The sequence below is a fragment of the Pseudomonas sp. Irchel 3A5 genome, assembly GCF_900187575.1.
Taxonomy (GTDB): Bacteria; Pseudomonadota; Gammaproteobacteria; order Pseudomonadales; family Pseudomonadaceae; genus Aquipseudomonas; species Aquipseudomonas folii.
On record NZ_FYDU01000014.1, the window covers coordinates 154,720 to 170,817 of the forward strand.

At 56.5% G+C, this 16,098-nt stretch carries 15 protein-coding genes; 5 read left to right on the top strand and 10 right to left on the bottom strand.

Annotated features, from left to right (window positions below):
- Positions 1 to 267 precede the first annotated feature (267 nt).
- The 3 genes from CKW31_RS22225 to CKW31_RS22235 form a co-directional block, all read right to left on the bottom strand.
- Positions 268 to 630: a hypothetical protein gene (locus CKW31_RS22225; protein ID WP_095100163.1), complete on the bottom strand. Its 363-nt coding sequence runs from the start codon at positions 628 to 630 to the stop codon at positions 268 to 270.
- A 41-nt stretch (positions 631 to 671) separates the two neighbouring features.
- Complete coding sequence (locus CKW31_RS22230; protein WP_095100166.1) at positions 672 to 1,889, bottom strand: DUF1444 family protein; 1,218 nt, start codon at positions 1,887 to 1,889, stop codon at positions 672 to 674.
- A gap of 248 nt (positions 1,890 to 2,137) precedes the next feature.
- Entirely contained in the window at positions 2,138 to 2,449 is a 312-nt protein-coding gene (locus CKW31_RS22235) for a hypothetical protein (protein WP_095100169.1), read from the bottom strand.
- A 275-nt stretch (positions 2,450 to 2,724) separates the two neighbouring features.
- Between CKW31_RS22235 and CKW31_RS22240 the strand changes: the two genes are divergently transcribed.
- The gene (locus tag CKW31_RS22240) at positions 2,725 to 3,144 is read left to right on the top strand and encodes a hypothetical protein (RefSeq protein WP_095100172.1); all 420 of its coding nucleotides are present in this window, start codon (positions 2,725 to 2,727) and stop codon (positions 3,142 to 3,144) included.
- Between the two features lie 148 nt (positions 3,145 to 3,292).
- Here CKW31_RS22240 and CKW31_RS29905 read toward each other — a convergent pair whose 3' ends face one another.
- Positions 3,293 to 3,505, bottom strand: a complete 213-nt coding sequence (locus tag CKW31_RS29905; protein ID WP_176469950.1) for a hypothetical protein — start codon at positions 3,503 to 3,505, stop codon at positions 3,293 to 3,295.
- A gap of 496 nt (positions 3,506 to 4,001) precedes the next feature.
- Positions 4,002 to 4,367, bottom strand: coding sequence for an SMI1/KNR4 family protein (locus CKW31_RS22255; protein WP_095100181.1), 366 nt, complete (start codon positions 4,365 to 4,367; stop codon positions 4,002 to 4,004).
- Positions 4,368 to 4,458: 91 nt separating this feature from the next.
- Between CKW31_RS22255 and CKW31_RS29910 the strand changes: the two genes are divergently transcribed.
- On the top strand, positions 4,459 to 4,605 hold the full coding sequence (locus CKW31_RS29910) for a hypothetical protein (RefSeq protein ID WP_176469951.1): 147 nt from the start codon (positions 4,459 to 4,461) through the stop codon (positions 4,603 to 4,605).
- A 45-nt stretch (positions 4,606 to 4,650) separates the two neighbouring features.
- On the opposite strand, the gene CKW31_RS22260 is transcribed toward CKW31_RS29910, so the two are convergent.
- The 5 genes from CKW31_RS22260 to CKW31_RS22280 form a co-directional block, all read right to left on the bottom strand.
- A complete protein-coding gene (locus tag CKW31_RS22260) occupies positions 4,651 to 5,091 on the bottom strand; it encodes a hypothetical protein (protein ID WP_176469952.1) in 441 nt (146 codons plus the stop codon).
- A 214-nt stretch (positions 5,092 to 5,305) separates the two neighbouring features.
- Positions 5,306 to 5,605, bottom strand: coding sequence for a hypothetical protein (locus CKW31_RS22265; protein ID WP_095100184.1), 300 nt, complete (start codon positions 5,603 to 5,605; stop codon positions 5,306 to 5,308).
- A 167-nt stretch (positions 5,606 to 5,772) separates the two neighbouring features.
- A complete protein-coding gene (locus CKW31_RS22270) occupies positions 5,773 to 6,504 on the bottom strand; it encodes an ABC transporter substrate-binding protein (protein WP_246475417.1) in 732 nt (243 codons plus the stop codon).
- A 205-nt stretch (positions 6,505 to 6,709) separates the two neighbouring features.
- Positions 6,710 to 8,254: an ATP-binding protein gene (locus tag CKW31_RS22275; RefSeq protein ID WP_256582694.1), complete on the bottom strand. Its 1,545-nt coding sequence runs from the start codon at positions 8,252 to 8,254 to the stop codon at positions 6,710 to 6,712.
- Entirely contained in the window at positions 8,251 to 8,922 is a 672-nt protein-coding gene (locus CKW31_RS22280; protein WP_095100187.1) for a heavy metal response regulator transcription factor, read from the bottom strand. The genes CKW31_RS22275 and CKW31_RS22280 overlap by 4 nt, the downstream gene beginning before the upstream one ends.
- A gap of 149 nt (positions 8,923 to 9,071) precedes the next feature.
- On the opposite strand from CKW31_RS22280, the gene CKW31_RS22285 reads away from it, so the two are divergent.
- The 3 genes from CKW31_RS22285 to CKW31_RS22295 all read left to right on the top strand — a co-directional run bounded on the left by CKW31_RS22285 (position 9,072) and on the right by CKW31_RS22295 (position 16,076).
- Positions 9,072 to 9,569: a heme-binding protein gene (locus CKW31_RS22285; RefSeq protein ID WP_371856802.1), complete on the top strand. Its 498-nt coding sequence runs from the start codon at positions 9,072 to 9,074 to the stop codon at positions 9,567 to 9,569.
- 15 nt (positions 9,570 to 9,584) lie between these two features.
- Complete coding sequence (uraH, locus tag CKW31_RS22290; protein WP_095100190.1) at positions 9,585 to 9,995, top strand: hydroxyisourate hydrolase; 411 nt, start codon at positions 9,585 to 9,587, stop codon at positions 9,993 to 9,995.
- Between the two features lie 465 nt (positions 9,996 to 10,460).
- The gene (locus tag CKW31_RS22295; protein ID WP_095100194.1) at positions 10,461 to 16,076 is read left to right on the top strand and encodes a putative Ig domain-containing protein; all 5,616 of its coding nucleotides are present in this window, start codon (positions 10,461 to 10,463) and stop codon (positions 16,074 to 16,076) included.
- The last annotated feature ends 22 nt before the right edge of the window (positions 16,077 to 16,098 follow it).

The following is a 16,098-nucleotide window of genomic DNA, read 5'->3' on the forward strand; positions in this document are numbered from 1 at the left end:
CCTCAAAACCGGACTGAAGTGCGTCCGGATCGGTTACAGGAGCGAGACACACCGCGGTGTTGGGCCGAATGGCCCGAAGAATATCCACAAGGCGCCACTCTGCAAATGCCCCGCTACCTTAATGCCTGGCGCCTGGCGCCTGGATGATCTCAGAAGCGGTCATCTAGGTTGAGCGCTATCCGGACGACGTCAAACCTGCTCAACAATGCGGTGCCGTCAGTGACACCAAGAATCTGATCGATTGCATTCGCTGGATAATTGGGAGTGTCATCGCCAAAACTTCCACCAAGGACGAACTCGTTTCTCATCCATCGTTGTGCTTGTCTGCCTGTAAACAGCAGTTGCGATCGCATGAGTCTGCGCCGCCATCTCATCTAACCAATCTTGAGGCCCGATCCAATGATCGTGAACTGCCTCCAGAAACTCCCGATCCAAAGGCAGCCCGGAAGCATCGCCAACGACCGTACTGAAAGCCTCGCATTTTGGACACCATGCCGTGGTCTCAGTAAAGCGTGTCACATCAGCCGAAGGAAATACCGCATAGCAACCAAAGCAAGCGCAATCGTTGCTGATGAGAATTTCAGCCTGATTGCGGTTCGCGTGATCATGCGCGCTGTAAGTGTCGGGCATTCATGCCTCCATCGCAGTGCGCCAGATTAATTGAGCGGCGATCACAAGGCAGTCAGGCGATCAAGCTGCTCTGCTGAAGGAAATCCTAGTGTCCGATAGCGAGGTGGATAGCCAGCTTCTGTAGTCAGCAGATCGCCAAGCTCGGATTCAAGTTCGCTCCATAGAACGGTTTTGACTGTCGGTTCCCCACCCTCAAAGGGTTCAACCAACACGATGCAATCACTCTTGGGCAATAGGGTCGGCACACCTTTTGTCCAAGTGCTCATCGATACGGTTTTGCCGTTCTGGTCAGACAGCTCGTAGAGAAGGTACGAGGCAACAAACACATCGACGCTCGTTTCCAGATTGACCTTATCGAGCAACTCTTTCTGATTACTGTAGCTACCCTGGAGCAGCAGATGTTCCAAAGTGGCCAGACGGCTATTGACCGCTTCATCATCAGGGTGAAATGGGACGATATCGCGCCCGTCATAGGTATAAATGTCGGTGGAGACTGCCCTGCCCCTCTCAAGCGCTTTGAAGCCAAGCTCGACCATCTGACGGATGCCTTGCTCGTCCTTGTCGCCCGTGACCATCAAGACGTCACGACTGGGGATCATGAACACCGGTCGACCTTTAACGGGTGCGCGCTGTAGAACATCTGGCAACAAGACTCTGCTGCTGTCGTATCCGTCCGCCCACTCCGCGGAGTAAAGCCCAGGGATAATTTCACCAAAGGCCTCGGGCGTAGCATCGCGCAAGTTCTCAATGGAGATCGCCACTGCCTCATCCATTGTGACACCCCACTGCGCTTCAGGGCCGCTGGTAAGGGTGGCGGTGGACTCGGGAGAGTCGACGGCAAGCATAATCACACAGTCGCGGCCCAAGGGCTGATAAACGACATCGTGCCGCTTGTCGCTATGATTTCTGGCGTGCTCCAGTCGAATTTCCTCAAGCATGGCAAGATTTCGAATCACCGGACGTAATTGCGATTTCACGTTTTCAAAGACCGTCCCGGTTCTCTGGCCAGACACCAACAGCGTCGATACGTACCCACTCAGAATTGCGACCTTCTGGGTCTTGTCTCCATTTTGATAGTCGTGAAAGGCGTTATGAAGATTGAAGTAAGAGCCATTGTTATGACGGATGCGGAACTCGCTAGCCTGAAAGTCCATGGCCTCGCTGTAGCCAGCCTTGCGGGCTGAATCGATAAATTTTTTGGCAAATTCTTCCTGAGTCAGAGGACGACTGAAGATTTTGTCGAGCAGGGATTTGAGCATGCACAGGATCCTTCGTGTCAGCAGGCATTTATAAACCGAGTGGGTTGGGCGCGGCTAAACTTGTTCACAGCTTGAAAACGGCTGCTTTCTATATCGACGGGTCTCAGATGAAAAACAGGGTCGTACACCTGGAGCTAGTTTCATGAATCCTACAACCCGGACGGGCGTTATTTTATTGTAAATGCCCGCCTTTCACGACAGGCAGACACCAGCCAGAAACTGCCCCCCAGAAAGCTAACGCCGAGCGGTCACTCGTCAAACAACGTCCAGCCATGGCAAATGCCGACAAAGTCTTTCGCCGTAAAAAATAATGTCAGTTCCTCTGGGTTAAATTCTTTGTAGAGCCAGTGCCCGGGTACCGGGCCTCTCGTTATCACGTATTCCAAGCGGTATTTCTGGACAGCTCCAAAACTGCAGGAGCGTGAGTTCAACTCAAACCTGTCACCTCTGTTGAGCGCCCATAGCTTTTCAACAAGGCAATCATCAAGCGCCGCCTCTCCAGCTATCTCAATGAGATGCTGTGAATGAAGTTTCTTTTGAAGCCTAACGCTTCTGGCCATGCATCAACCTACCTATTAATAGTCCGGGCATCGGCATCATGATACCGGGACATGATGAACGATTTGGTTAGAAGCGGGCATTTCGGATGTCGCTTGATTTGGGGGGATTTCACTCCGTGGGTGGTTCTCGGTATCGTGGGAAATTTGGCGGTTCTCGTTATTACGGTCCAGTGAGACTCCTCGTGGTGATGGGCAATATGATATGTACTAACAGGCGGTTCGCAGCCATGAGCCGTTGACAGCGAAACGAATCCCGGAAGTAAGTGAGTATTTTTATGAACGAAGGTTGGCAAAACGACGATTACCTCATCGTCCTCACGCAGGATGAAAGCTTTGCTGCGATGAAAGCCTACCGGTTTGACCATTATCTGCCGGGTTACACGCTACTGGGCCTGAGGAGTTGGGACGATTTTATAGTCATGGACTCTTGCGGTGTAATCTTCACGCTGCCGACCCTGCCGCTCGATGCGTCCTGTGTTGCGCCGTTTGAGCTGCCCCAGCAGATTTCGCTGGAGCCTGACGAGCAGTTCACAGGGAAGATCAAGTGGTATGTGAAGCCGTTAATCTTCGGGGGAGATCCAACAGACAAAACGAATATGGCGTGGGTCACTCATGAACAACATGCTGAACTTGTGGCTTGGTGGAACGAACAGTACAAGCGCGCCAGAGCGGAGCATTTGAGCGATAACGTTTAAGCCAAAATCCGAGTCCTCGACCTTCTGCGCAAAACACTGCTTTCAATCTCAGGGCGCGGGCTTTTCTACTGTGGAAACGATGCGGATTTTTTCAGCAGAACGGGCCAGAAGCTGCCTGATTTGCAAAGGATTCAGTGCACTCTCAACATTAGGTATCAGGAATGATCAAGCGCGCTGCAATTACGATACTGGCCTTTCTCATCGCACTCCCATCATTCAACTGGTTATTTGGTGAAGCGGCAGTGATGTTTGAAATGGCAAACACGGGAGCCACATCAAGAACAGAGCTGGCAGACGACTTCGGTCTTGGCATCATTGGAATCATGGTTGTCTTGCCAGCAACCATAATCGGCGCAGTCATCACAGCCTCATTTGTCTGGTGGAAAATGAGGCCCCGAGAGTGAGGCTAAATGCCTGGCCAACCCACAGAGCCGAATCGCTAAAGCGAGCGGCTGAAAGAAGCGCTTCACGAGGCGATTTTCCTTTAGATCCGAATGTTGGTTGCCGCTGTGAAAATAGTGAAATCTACCCGTTTTGACGATGTCGACCTCGATCTGGAGTATGAGTACTGTGGCTATAATTACAGCGTGCAGCACGAAGCGGATATGTTCCTGATCAGAACTTACGATGATGAGCCTGGGCGGGCGATAGTCATAAGTCCGGCTACGATGCATAGCAACGATCATCTTGGACAGCTTGTCTCTTTCTTGCAGACGGAGTTAGGGGTCTCCAGGATCAGGCTCTATAAGAAAGACTTGGGGAGCTACGCCGAGATCGATCCTGAGACGTTAGCGTTCCTTACCGTTTGAGTTCGGCAGCGATTGCACGGTTTGGGGAGGTGAAGCGGACACTTCGGACTACTCAAGGGCTACGCAGACCTGTTCGAACCACGCCGCAAAGGTTGGCCAGCTTTCGTCTGTACTTCCGTTGTGTGACCAGTATCGAACAGCACCCGCCTGCGAGATGCAGAAGTAGTCGCTGTTATCCTCAATGAAAGGCAACCAGTCCCGCGACAATCCCTGAGCCCAGGCGGCTTCGGCAATTTCAAAGATATCCAGATGGCTGCATCCGCTCAAAATCAACGCGGGTTCAAATACGGCGTTTGCGACATCACTGCCACCTTTCAGGAAATGGATATATTCATCAGGAAAGCGAAAATTGAGCCTGCTCTGCGCGTCAGCAATTTCAGCATCTGTTGGAATACGAAAAGGATTGTCTGTCATTCGTTCAAGTCCGGGTGTTGATCAGTATGGTGCGGTGGGCTTATCAATCAGAACGTGCAGGAGTCCGCTTTGGGTCGGGAATAGCCTTTCCTTGCGTGACAAGCAGAAATCGGCGATTTACTGCCTGTCGATGGAAGAACGGATGATGTTTACCCATCGCCTGCACGACCGATATAAATCGCTGGTGGATCGCTACGCGGACAGCAAGAAGAGTGCCCAGCGCTCAAGGCCCTGGTAAGCCAGCATTCAATTTGAGCTCAGCACACCTCTACAGATTACGCAGTCAGTAAAGGCCTGTGGCACTATCAGGTTCAAATACCGGAACCTGGTGCACGCTGACCATGTTGTAGTTGAGCAGGAAGCCGACGCCGCCCTCGGACTCCATCACTTCAGCCACCCAGCCAATAGGGTTGATGAACAATGAGTTGTCGTGGTTCAGCACCCCGATAGCCGCAGTGGTCTCATCAAAATCCCAAGCGACATCGCCCCAGTGCCAGCCCTGCCCTTTTACATACTGGTTGCCTAGCAACGCGCCAAGCGCAAATATTTCACCCTCGGGCAGCTTGGTGCCACTCGCCTTGCAATCACGCACCCGCTCCGTAATCGCTTCAACCACATCAACCGGAGCATGATCCTCAGTAAGGTTCAGTAAGCCGAGCCCCTGTTGGGTCAACATTTTGAGTTCCTCTGCCAACTCGGCAGGCACCTTGGTGATTTCAGCCATTTCTATTCCTTCGTTTGAAAACCCGCATCCATTTCAATATTCGCACAAAGTATTGGTTTTTACTTGTCAGCCTAATCAGCGGATACCGAGTACTCGAAAGGTTGCAACAGGTCGGTTGCTGCCCAATGCATCAGGCAACAATCGGTCAAAGGCGACCGGTCATTCCCTCCTGATAAGCCGTACTTTTGAAGATACTTTTATTAGACGTCAGGCTTCAGAGCCGTTCATCCTTGAGTAATCGCTTGATCAGTTGTTCCGTCTCATACATTTCAGCGAGAAAGTGCTGATCATGATGACTGGTGGTTTCCAGGTAGCCTCGCGTGCAGTTCAAGAGCCCCTTCAAACTCACCACCAGTTTCTGTTTTGAATCCGTATCGATTAACGCAAGGCTTGTCTCGTACCGCTTCAAGTAATCAGCTACGGCGACTTCATCAGACACGATGCATTTGTCTCGAATTGCCGCGATGGTTTTTTCGATTTGCTGTTTCACGTTCCGCAAGCTGTCTGAAAGCACCTTTTACTCCCGCTACTGTTCACCTGTGGTTTTCTGACCAGAAGGGCGAAAATGCCAGCAACTGCCTGACTACCGTATTCAATTCCGTTATCGGCAATGGGAATTGCCGCCAAAAAAAAGATCGAATTCCGCGCCAATCTTCGCAACGCTCTCTATTTAACCAGACGCTAAGTTTCACCCCCACCCAACCCCTCATACCGCTCCTGAATCCGCCCCAACTCCCCCGACTTCCGCAGTTGCTCCAGCGCCCTCCTCCACCTCGCCACTAAATCATCATCACAATCCAGACTAAACGCGATGTACAACGAAGACCTATACACCTCCACCGGTATCTGCCTCAGCGTACCCGGCGGGATTTTCAGTTGGCGGGTGTAGTAAGCGACGCCTGCATCGGTGTCGCCGACAATGATGTCGGTGCGTCCGGCGAGGAGCATGCGGTAGAGCTGAGGGCTCTGGGTGGCGGTTTTGTCGAGGTTGGTGAAGTTGAGGGATTGCAGGGTGTCGGGCACAAGACCGGCATGTCGGGTAGTGACCATGGGCGCCTGGCGGAGTTGTTCCAGGGTATTTAACGGCGGAGCATCGGCCATTTGGTAGGGGTGGATGGATTCTTCGACGATGGGCCCGACCCATTTGTATAGCGGCTCGCGCTCGGCGGTGCGAAACATGGAGTACATGATGGTTTTGGGACGGGAGTTCAGTGCGTAGCTGGCGCGCATGCTGGGTAGGAGCACGAAGTCGAAGTTGTCCCCGGTGAGGGCCATGATTGCCCGGACGATTTCAGTGGTCATGCCGGTAAGCTGGTTGTTTTCCACATAGTTGTACGGCGCCCACTCCTCGGTCACGACCTGATAGTGATCGGCCCTGGCGGGCGTGCCGAATAATAAGCAGAGGCAGAGCATTGTTGCGTTGAGTATTGAATGTCTCACGTGTTCTGCCTGGTAGGCTGTGCGCGGCACGGATGACCTTGTCTGGAAGGTCAAACTCAGCATAGACCCTTCCAGGCATCTAACCCCTTTAACCACGCCGCAAACGGTGAGATTCATCACGTTTATTCAGTCATAAAACTGGATATAGCGGGTTGAGCACCTCGCAGGAATACGGACTTCAGGCGGGTAAAAACAGCGTAAAAACAGTCCCGGTGCTGTCACTCGTCACGGATACCTGTCCGCCATGGGCTTGCATGATTGAACGCACGATAGCGAGGCCCAGTCCGCCTGAGTCGCCCGGTTGGTTGCGGGAAGGATCGCAGCGATAAAAACGCTCGAAAAGATGCGGCAGATGTTCTGCGCCAATAGGCTCGCCGATGTTGTGGACGTATACCTCTAAACCGCCCGAGCTCAGCGTGCTGCCGATGGTCACGGGGGTGTTCGATGTGGCGTAGCGCAGGGCGTTGGCGATCAGGTTGGCCAGCGCACGGCGCAGTAATTCCGGGTCGGCGTTTAGCGTGCCCTGGCTCTTATCAAACACGGAATAACTATCTGAATAAACCTGGTCTTTCTGTTGGAGCGAGGCTTGCCCGCGAAGAACGATAGCGCGGTGTGCTTGACTTACCGAGTCGACGGCTTCGCGGGCAAGCCTCGCTCCAACAAGCCCATGTTTGCTGCACGACAGCGCGGTGTCACTGACACTGGGGCGGCTCCTATTGATCAGCTCAATACCGCGGTCTTCGCCCATGCCTTCGAAGTAATCACACAACTGTGCGACCAACGCGTACAGGTCGATCTGTTGACGGTTGATCGAGGCTTTGGGCTGTTCGGTACGCGCCAGGAACAACATGCTGTCGATCATGCGCGCCAGACGTTCGTATTCTTCCTGATTGGAAACCAGCAGCTCCTGATAGACCTCGGGCGAGCGGCTGCGACCCAGTGTTTGTTGGGTTTGCCCCATGAGGTTGCTCAGCGGCGTGCGCATTTCATGGGCGAGGTCTTCGCTGAATCGGGTGAGCTGGGCGAAGCCGTCTTCCAGACGGGCGAGCATCTGGTTGAGGGCGTGACTCAGGGTGCTCAGTTCGTTGACGTCCTTGAACGCCTGCAACCGCAGGTGCAGGTGTTGCACGTCGATGCTGGCCGCGCGTGTCGCCAGTTGTCGAACCGGACGTAGCCCCCGCTGACTGACCATCCAGCCCAGCAGGAACGCCGATACCGCGCCGACCAACAAGGCTATCCAGATCTTCATGCGGTAGGCGCCGAGCATTTGTTCGCGCTCGTTGACCAGCTTGCCCGCGATCAGAGTGAGGTGTCGCCCGCTGCTCGGCACATCGAACCACGCCAGTCGCAACGACTTGTCACCCGGGCTATCACCCAACTGTGGCGAAGACGCTGGCGGCAACTCCGGCACAGGCAGGGCCAGCGGGTTGACGTCGATAAGCAATTGGCCCACGTCATCGACAATCCACAGCACGTTGTCGCGATTGCCCAGCATGTTTTCGTAAAGCTGCGGGCGTCTGCGCAGGGTGTCGATGCTGTCGCTGTCAGTTATGAGGGCCTGCATGCGCTGCACGCGCCCAAGGAGCGCTTGATCATCGCGCCAGGTGATTTCGCGTTGCAGGGATTGATAGAGGTAAAAACCGACAGCCCCTAAAAGCAGCACGCTGACCAGAGAGAACATAAAGGCCAGGCGCAGGCTCAGCGTTCGCGGCCACAGGGTCATTGTTGCAGCTCCAGCAGGTAACCGATGCCACGAACGGTGTGGATAAGTTTCGCCCGGTAAGGGTCGTCCACCTTGGCACGCAATCGCCGGATCGCGACGTCGACCACATTGGTGTCGCTGTCGAAATTCATTTGCCAGACATGGGACGCAATCAGCGCACGGGACAGGACTTCACCTTCTCGACTCAGCAGAAGATGCAGCAGCGCGAACTCCTTGTTGGTCAGGTTCAGGCGCTCGCCATTGCGGGTGACTTTGCGCTTGAGCAGGTCGAGGTGCAGATCGGCGATCTGAAACTGTTCGACTTCACGGGGCGGACCGCGACGCAGCAAAGTGCGAACCCGGGCCAGCAGCTCCGCGTAGGAGAAGGGCTTTACCAGGTAATCGTCGGCACCCAGTTCGAGGCCTTTGACGCGATCTTCCACGGCATCGCGTGCGGTGAGGAACAGCACTGGCGTCTGCCATTTACGGCGAATGATCTGCAGCAGTTGCCAGCCATCGAGGCCGGGCAACATGACATCGAGGATGATCAGGTCGAACTCGCTTTCCTGGACCAGATGCAGCCCATCCAGACCGTTCAAGGCCACTTCCACCAGATAGCCGGACTCCCCCAGCCCTTTGCGCAGGTAATCCGCTGTTTTCGCTTCGTCTTCAACCACCAGGATACGCATTAAGTCCTCCGCCACTGATGCATAGCGTAAGCCGATCCACCGCTCTATCTCATTACAAATACGTAATCCGCAGGCAATCAGTTTGTGCGGAAGGCTTGGGCAGTATGGCTGGCAATTGCTCAGCCGAGCCTGAACCGGAGATTTTCATGCTGATCCGAAGCGTCACCTTTTCTTTACTGACATTGGCCATGGGGTCCGGCGTTGCGCTGGCTGACATGCAGAACGTCGCTCAGCGTCCGGATGTCACCTTGAAGCTGACCAATGACCTGCTGAATGCGACGCTGGCAGCCTGTCATTCCGATGGCAAAACCGCCGTCGCCGCGGTGGTTGATCGCGGCGGCAATCTGGTTGCAGTGCAGCGCGACGATAACGTCGGCCCGCACAACACCCTCGCAGCGCAACGCAAAGCCTTTACTGCGCTGTCGACCAAAACCCCGACGCGGTTGCTGTCCGAACGCGCTCGTAACAATCCCGAAGCCGAGAACCTCAACACCCTGGATGAGCTGCTGCTGTTAGGCGGTGGTGTGCCGTTGAAAGTGGGTGATCAGGTCATCGGAGCCATTGGCGTTGCCGGCGCTGGCGGTGCGGAAGTCGATGAAGGCTGCGCGCTGCAAGGCATCGCTCACGTTTTACCCAACCTCAAATAATCTGGAATATCTCGTATGAACATGCTGAAAACACTGATCGCGGGCGCTGTATTGAGCAGCCTTTCGTCCATTGCACTGGCGGCGGGTAATCCGCTGAGCGTACACGTGCTGAACCTGCAGGACGGCCTGCCCTCCTCCGATGTCAGCGTGACGCTGGAAAAACAGGAAGGCCAGGGCTGGAGCACGCTGAACAAGGGTGTAACCAACGAGCAAGGCCGGATTACCGGGCTGTACCCGGAAGGCAAGACGCTGGAAAAAGGCACCTATCGCGTAACGTTCAAGACTGGTGAGTGGTTCCAGAAGCACCAGACGGCAAGTTTTTTCCCGGAAGTGCCGGTGATCTTCAACGTGGACGGCAGCTTGCCGCATTACCACATTCCGTTGCTGATCAGCCCTTACGGCTTCTCGACGTATCGCGGGAGCTAGTTTGCGAGACATCAGATCTGCGTAATCAGCACTCGCGTCTCGCCAACAAGTTGGCTCCTACCGGGATCCGGCCCCCCCTGTGGGAGCCGGGCTTGCCCGCGATTCAGGCGCCGCGGTGTATCAGGCATACCGCGTCATCGTTCATCGCGAGCAAGCTCAGCTCTAACGAAGCATCGCATTCCCTTGTAGGAGCTGCCGAAGGCTGCGAAGGCACTTCCTGACACACCGCTATTCGCAGCCTTTGGCAGCTCCTACAGGGATGTACGGGGATTAATTACAAAGTAATGGCGTCAACAAAACGTCTAAAAAACGCATTCGCTGCACATCACTTTTGCCAACCGCCGAACGGGTGACGGTTTCCCGACACACGGTCACAACTTTCACGCGACTCCGTGTCATATCAGAGTGCTGGCCGATTGGAAATTGGCAGACAAGCAAACTTAGCCTGTGACCGGAGATAACCCCATGATTTTCAACGTCCAAAATTTTGGCGCCAAAGGAGATGGCGTCACGGATGATACCGCTGCCATCCAGAAGGCAATTGACGCAGCAGCAGCGGCAGGCGGTGGGCAGGTTTACATTCCGCCGGGGACGTTCATTGTCAGTGGGGGTGAGGAACCGTCGGACGGCTGCCTCATGCTCAAAAGCAATGTGTACATGTATGGCGACGGGATGGGTGTTTCGAACATCAAGGTGGCTGACGGCTCGGACACGAAAATCACCGGTATCGTCCGCTCGGCCTATGGCGAAGAAACCCACGACTTCGGTCTCAGCAACCTGACCCTCGATGGCAACCGGGATAACACCACCGGCAAGATCGACGGCTGGTTCAATGGCTACATTCCCGGCCAGGAAGGTTACGACTCCAACGTCACCCTGGACGGCGTCGAAATCAAGGACTGCTCCGGTTACGGTTTCGACCCCCACGAACAGACCGTCAACATGGTCATCAAGAACAGCGTGTCCCACGGCAATGGCCTGGACGGCTTCGTGGCTGACTTTCTCAGCAACAGCACGTTCGAGAACAACGTCGCCTACGACAACGATCGTCACGGCTTTAACGTAGTCACCAGCACTCACGACTTCACCCTGACCAATAACGTCGCCTACAACAATGGCGGCGGCGGGATCGTCGTGCAGCGCGGCAGCGAGAACATTCCTTCGCCCAGCAATATCGTCATCACCGGCGGCGAGGTTTACGGCAATGGCGCTGAAGGCGTGCTCATCAAGTTGTCCAGCGATGTCACCCTCAGCGGCGTGAATATTCATGACAACGGCAGCGCCGGGGTGCGGATCTACGGCAGCAACAACGTTGATGTTACCGATAACACCCTCAGCAACAACGCGCTGAAAGGCGGTGTACCGGAAATCATCATCCAGTCCTACGACGATACCCTTGGCGTCTCCGGCAAGTATTTCAACGGCAGCGACAACACGATTCAGGGCAACACCATCACCGGCAGCAACCTGTCGACCTACGGCGTGGCAGAACGCAACGAAGACGGCACCGACCGCAACGCGATCATCGGCAACACCATTGGCCATACCACCAAAGGCGAGACACTGGTGTACGGCGACGGTAGTTACGTAAGCGCCACCGTTCCAGTAGTCACTGTTCAGGGCACGGAGGGCAACGACACGCTGATCGGCAGCAACGCCAATGAAATCCTTTACGGTGCAGCCGGTAACGACGTGATCAATGCTGGTGCCGGAGCCGACATCCTGGTCGGCGGCGCGGGCGTCGACAAGCTCACCGGCGGTGCGGGCGCGGACACCTTTCGCTTCGCCAGCCAGTCCGACAGCTATCGCACTGCGACTAACAGCTTCGTCGACACCATTACCGATTTCGATGTCACCCAGGACAAGATCGATCTGGCCGACCTGGGCTTCACCGGTCTGGGCACCGGTCGGGGCGGCACCTTGCAGGTCAGCTACAACGCCAGCACCGATCGCACCTACATCAAGGATTACGACGCGGACGTCAACGGCAATCGCTTCGAGTTGATTCTGAGCGGCAATCTCACCAGCACCCTGACCGCCGATAACTTCATCTTCAACCGGACAGTGACCGGCACCAGCGGCAATGACACGTTGCAGGGCACCGCTGCGGCAGACACCCTCCTCGGCCTGGCCGGTAACGACAGCCTGGCTGGCGGCGCGGGCGATGACACGCTCAATGGTGGCGCGGGCATGGACACCCTCAGCGGCGGTGCGGGCGCGGACACCTTTGTGTTCTCCGAACGCACGGACAGCTACCGCAACTACAACGCAGGCGGCGCTAACCTGGGTGACCTGATCACCGACTTTGATCGCACCGCCGACAAGATCGACGTCTCGGCACTGGGCTTTACCGGTCTGGGCGATGGCAAGAACAACACGCTGTATCTGGTGCTCAACGACGCCGGAACCAAAACCTACATCAAGTCGCTGGAAGCCGATGCCAACGGCAACCGCTTCGAGATCGCGCTGGATGGCAACTACCTCGACAAACTGACCAACGCTAACTTCGTCTTCGCCACTGCGCCTACCACCAATCAGGCTCCGGTAGTCGCGACGCCGTTGCTGGATCAGAACGCGACGGAAAATACCGCCTTCAGCTATGTCGTGCCCGCCACCAGCTTTACCGATCCGGACAACGACAGCCTCAGCTACACCGCCTCCCTCGCCGACGGCAGCGCCCTGCCCGGCTGGCTGACCTTCGACGCAGCCACTCGCACGCTGAGCGGCACGCCGGACAGCACCGCTTCGGGCAACTACTCAGTGAAGATCACTGCGACTGACGGCAGCAACGCCACAGTCAGCGACAGTTTCACACTGGCGGTGCAGGACGTTCCGGGTGCGCCGATCATCATCAATGGCACACCAAACAACGACACGCTGACGGGCACTTCGGCCAACGAGCAATTGCTGGGCGGCGCAGGTAACGACACGCTCAACGGCGGCGCGGGCAACGACATTCTTGTCGGTGGTGCCGGTGCGGACAAACTCACGGGTGGTGAAGGGGCTGACGTTTTCCGCTTCACCTCGAAGATGGACAGCTACCGCACCAGCACGACCAGCGCCAGTGACCAGATCCTCGATTTCGATGTGGCCGCCGACAAGATCGACGTCTCGACCCTGGGTTATACCGGCCTGGGCGATGGCCTCAATGGCACGTTGCAGGTGATTTACAACGCATCGAACAACCGCACTTACCTCAAAGACAACGCGGCTGACGCCAACGGCAACCGTTTTGAGGTTTCAATGGCGGGCAATCTGGTCAACAGCCTCACGGCCAGTCATTTCGTGTTCGCCGACCAGAACACGCCGAGCAATGTCGCGCCAGTGGTAGTCATCCCGCTGCTGGACCAGAACGCCACTGAAAACACCGCGTTCTCGTACACCGTGACCAGCAACAGCTTCGCCGATGGCAACAAGGATGTCTTGAGCTACAGCGCCACCCTGGCAGACGGTACAGCGCTGCCTTCCTGGCTGAGTTTTGACGCCGTCAACCTGACCTTCAGCGGCACGCCAACGGGCACAGCGGCGGGCAATTACGACGTACTGATCAAAGCCACTGATCCTGCAGGCGCGTCGGTCAGCGACACCTTCGCACTGGTTGTGGCGGATGCACCAGGCAATACCATTGCGGGCACCGACAACGCTGAAACCCTGACCGGTACGTCAGGCGCTGACCTGATTCTGGGTCTGGGCGGCAACGATACAATCCGCGCCGGTGCCGGGGCGGACATCATTGACGGCGGCGCCGGACGTGATTCCCTTTACGGCGGCGAAGGTGCCGACACGTTCCGCTACAGCAACGTGCTCGACAGCTACCGCGACTACGACGCAGGGGGCATCACGGCCACGGACACGATCTATGACTTCACCCAGGGTGTGGACAAGATCGATGTCTCGGCTTTGGGCTTCCTCGGGTTGGGCGACGGCAGCAACGGCACGCTGTACATGACCCTCAATGAGGCGGGCGACAAGACTTACGTTAAATCCAGCGTACCTGACGCCGATGGCAATCGTTTCGAGATCGCCCTCAGCGGTAATTACCTCAACACGCTGACCGCCGACGACTTCGTTTTCGGCGCACGTGCCCCGCAGGACATTCTGTACCTGCCGACACTCGGGCAGTCCAACGCGCGACTGCTGCGCATGACCGAGGACGATGATCAATCCGGCACGTCAATGCTGGTCAACGACCTGAGCAAGTACACCACTTACGACGTGCGCAGCCAGTTCAACGATGCTGATGGCAATGGCATCGACATCGCAGTGGGTGGCAGCACCGTTAACGGTATGTCCACACTGGGCGCTGAAGAGCTGAAATTGTGCTGGTGGTTGTCCGACACCAACGAGCCAGGCCCGGCACTGTTGCGTGCCGTTGCGCTGCTGCAGAACCAGCTCACCGAGCTCAAGGCCATCGATAACGTCAAGATGGGCATCATCTGGGGTCAGGGCGAAGAAGCGGCGCAGGAGATTGGCCGGGCAACTGACAAACAGGCAGCAGCGGCTGACTACAAGGCGGCAACGCTGGCGGTGTTCGACTACCTGCACGCGCAGGTCGGCAGCTTCGATGTGTACATGATGGAAACCGGTCACTACGACCAGGACGCTGCCCGCGCACGGGGTTATTCCGAAGAGAAGATCGCGCAGATTGTTGAGGGTGTGGACTATGTTCGCGCCACTCAGGAAGCCATCGCTGCGGAGCGCACCGACGTCAAACTGGCTGTCGATTACACCGACCTGCCCTTGCGTCATGAAGTCGATCCGCTGGTGTATCCCGATGACGTCTGGCACTTGCACGAAGAGTCGGCAGAAATCGTCGGCCAGCGTCTGGCCGACTACATCGCCGATGACCTTGGTTTCAAGGGCAACCCGAACGACAACAACAGCGTGCAGGACATCTTCGACAACGCTCATAACGAAGGCGGGATGATCTTCGGCACCGATCAGGCCGACACGCTGGTTGGCACCTCGGGCAACGACACGCTGGATGGCGACCTGGGCGCTGACACCATGACCGGTGGCGACGGCAACGACATTTATGTGGTCGACAACGCCTTCGACAGCGTGGTGGAAACCAACACCTCGCCTGCGCAGATCGACACCGTGCAGGCCTCGGTCAGCTGGACCCTGGGCGACAACCTGGAAAATCTGGTGTTGACCGGCGTCTCGGCAATCGACGGGACAGGCAACGCGGTCCGCAATTTCATTACCGGTAACTCGGCCAATAACGTGATCAACGGTGCGGCCGGCGCGGACAGCATGAGCGGCGGCAACGGCAGCGACACCTATTACGTGGACGACATCGGCGACAACGTGATCGAGACCAACAGTGACAAGGTGTCGGGCGGTACCGACAGCGTGCACAGCAGCCTGGCGACGTACACGCTCACGGCGAACGTTGAAAATCTGTATATCGACAGCAATGCAGCGGCCAACGGCATCGGTAACGCCCTGGACAACATCCTGTTTGCGGGTGCTGGGGATAACGTGCTGGAAGGGCGTGACGGCAACGATACGGTTTCGTTCGAGCGCGCACTGGCGGGCATCACTGCAACCCTGTCGACCTCAGCGCAACAGAACACTGTGGGCTCGGGGCTGGATACCCTCAAGGGCATCGAAAACCTGACCGGCAGCGCCTATGCCGACACCCTCTCGGGCAACAGCAGCGCCAACGTGCTGAATGGTGGCGCGGGCAATGACACGCTGGTGGGCGGCGGGGGTAATGATCGATTGATAGGCGGTGAAGGCACGGACAGTCTGACGGGCGGAACAGGCGCTGATACTTACGTCTTCGGCTCGCTTTCTGACATGGGCACCGGTGCATTGCGGGACGTCATCAGCGGCTTTAAAACCGCCGAAGGTGATCAACTGGACTTCACCGGTCTGGACGCCAACCCTCTGACCACCGGGATGGACGCCTTCAAGTTCATCGGCAGCAACGCCTTCGACACCGCAGACGCCACCGGCCAGATCCGCTTCGCCGACGGCATCCTCTACGGCAGCCTGAACGCCGACGCTACAGCGGAGTTCGAAATCCAGCTGGTCGGCGTCAAGGAGCTGCACGCCAGCGACTTTACGGCCTGATCAGTAAGTGGAATCCGGTGTG

Excerpts from the sequence above, each read along its gene's own strand:
- CKW31_RS22225 (WP_095100163.1), bottom strand. The coding sequence starts at position 630 with ATGCCCGACACTTACAGCGCGCATGATCACGCGAACCGCAATCAGGCT.
- CKW31_RS22230 (WP_095100166.1), bottom strand. The coding sequence starts at position 1,889 with ATGCTCAAATCCCTGCTCGACAAAATCTTCAGTCGTCCTCTGACTCAG.
- CKW31_RS22235 (WP_095100169.1), bottom strand. The coding sequence starts at position 2,449 with ATGGCCAGAAGCGTTAGGCTTCAAAAGAAACTTCATTCACAGCATCTC.
- CKW31_RS22240 (WP_095100172.1), top strand. The coding sequence starts at position 2,725 with ATGAACGAAGGTTGGCAAAACGACGATTACCTCATCGTCCTCACGCAG.
- CKW31_RS29905 (WP_176469950.1), bottom strand. The coding sequence starts at position 3,505 with ATGACTGCGCCGATTATGGTTGCTGGCAAGACAACCATGATTCCAATG.
- CKW31_RS22255 (WP_095100181.1), bottom strand. The coding sequence starts at position 4,367 with ATGACAGACAATCCTTTTCGTATTCCAACAGATGCTGAAATTGCTGAC.
- CKW31_RS22260 (WP_176469952.1), bottom strand. The coding sequence starts at position 5,091 with ATGGCTGAAATCACCAAGGTGCCTGCCGAGTTGGCAGAGGAACTCAAA.
- CKW31_RS22270 (WP_246475417.1), bottom strand. The coding sequence starts at position 6,504 with ATGCTCTGCCTCTGCTTATTATTCGGCACGCCCGCCAGGGCCGATCAC.
- CKW31_RS22275 (WP_256582694.1), bottom strand. The coding sequence starts at position 8,254 with ATGACCCTGTGGCCGCGAACGCTGAGCCTGCGCCTGGCCTTTATGTTC.
- CKW31_RS22280 (WP_095100187.1), bottom strand. The coding sequence starts at position 8,922 with ATGCGTATCCTGGTGGTTGAAGACGAAGCGAAAACAGCGGATTACCTG.
- uraH (WP_095100190.1), top strand. The coding sequence starts at position 9,585 with ATGAACATGCTGAAAACACTGATCGCGGGCGCTGTATTGAGCAGCCTT.
- CKW31_RS22295 (WP_095100194.1), top strand. The coding sequence starts at position 10,461 with ATGATTTTCAACGTCCAAAATTTTGGCGCCAAAGGAGATGGCGTCACG.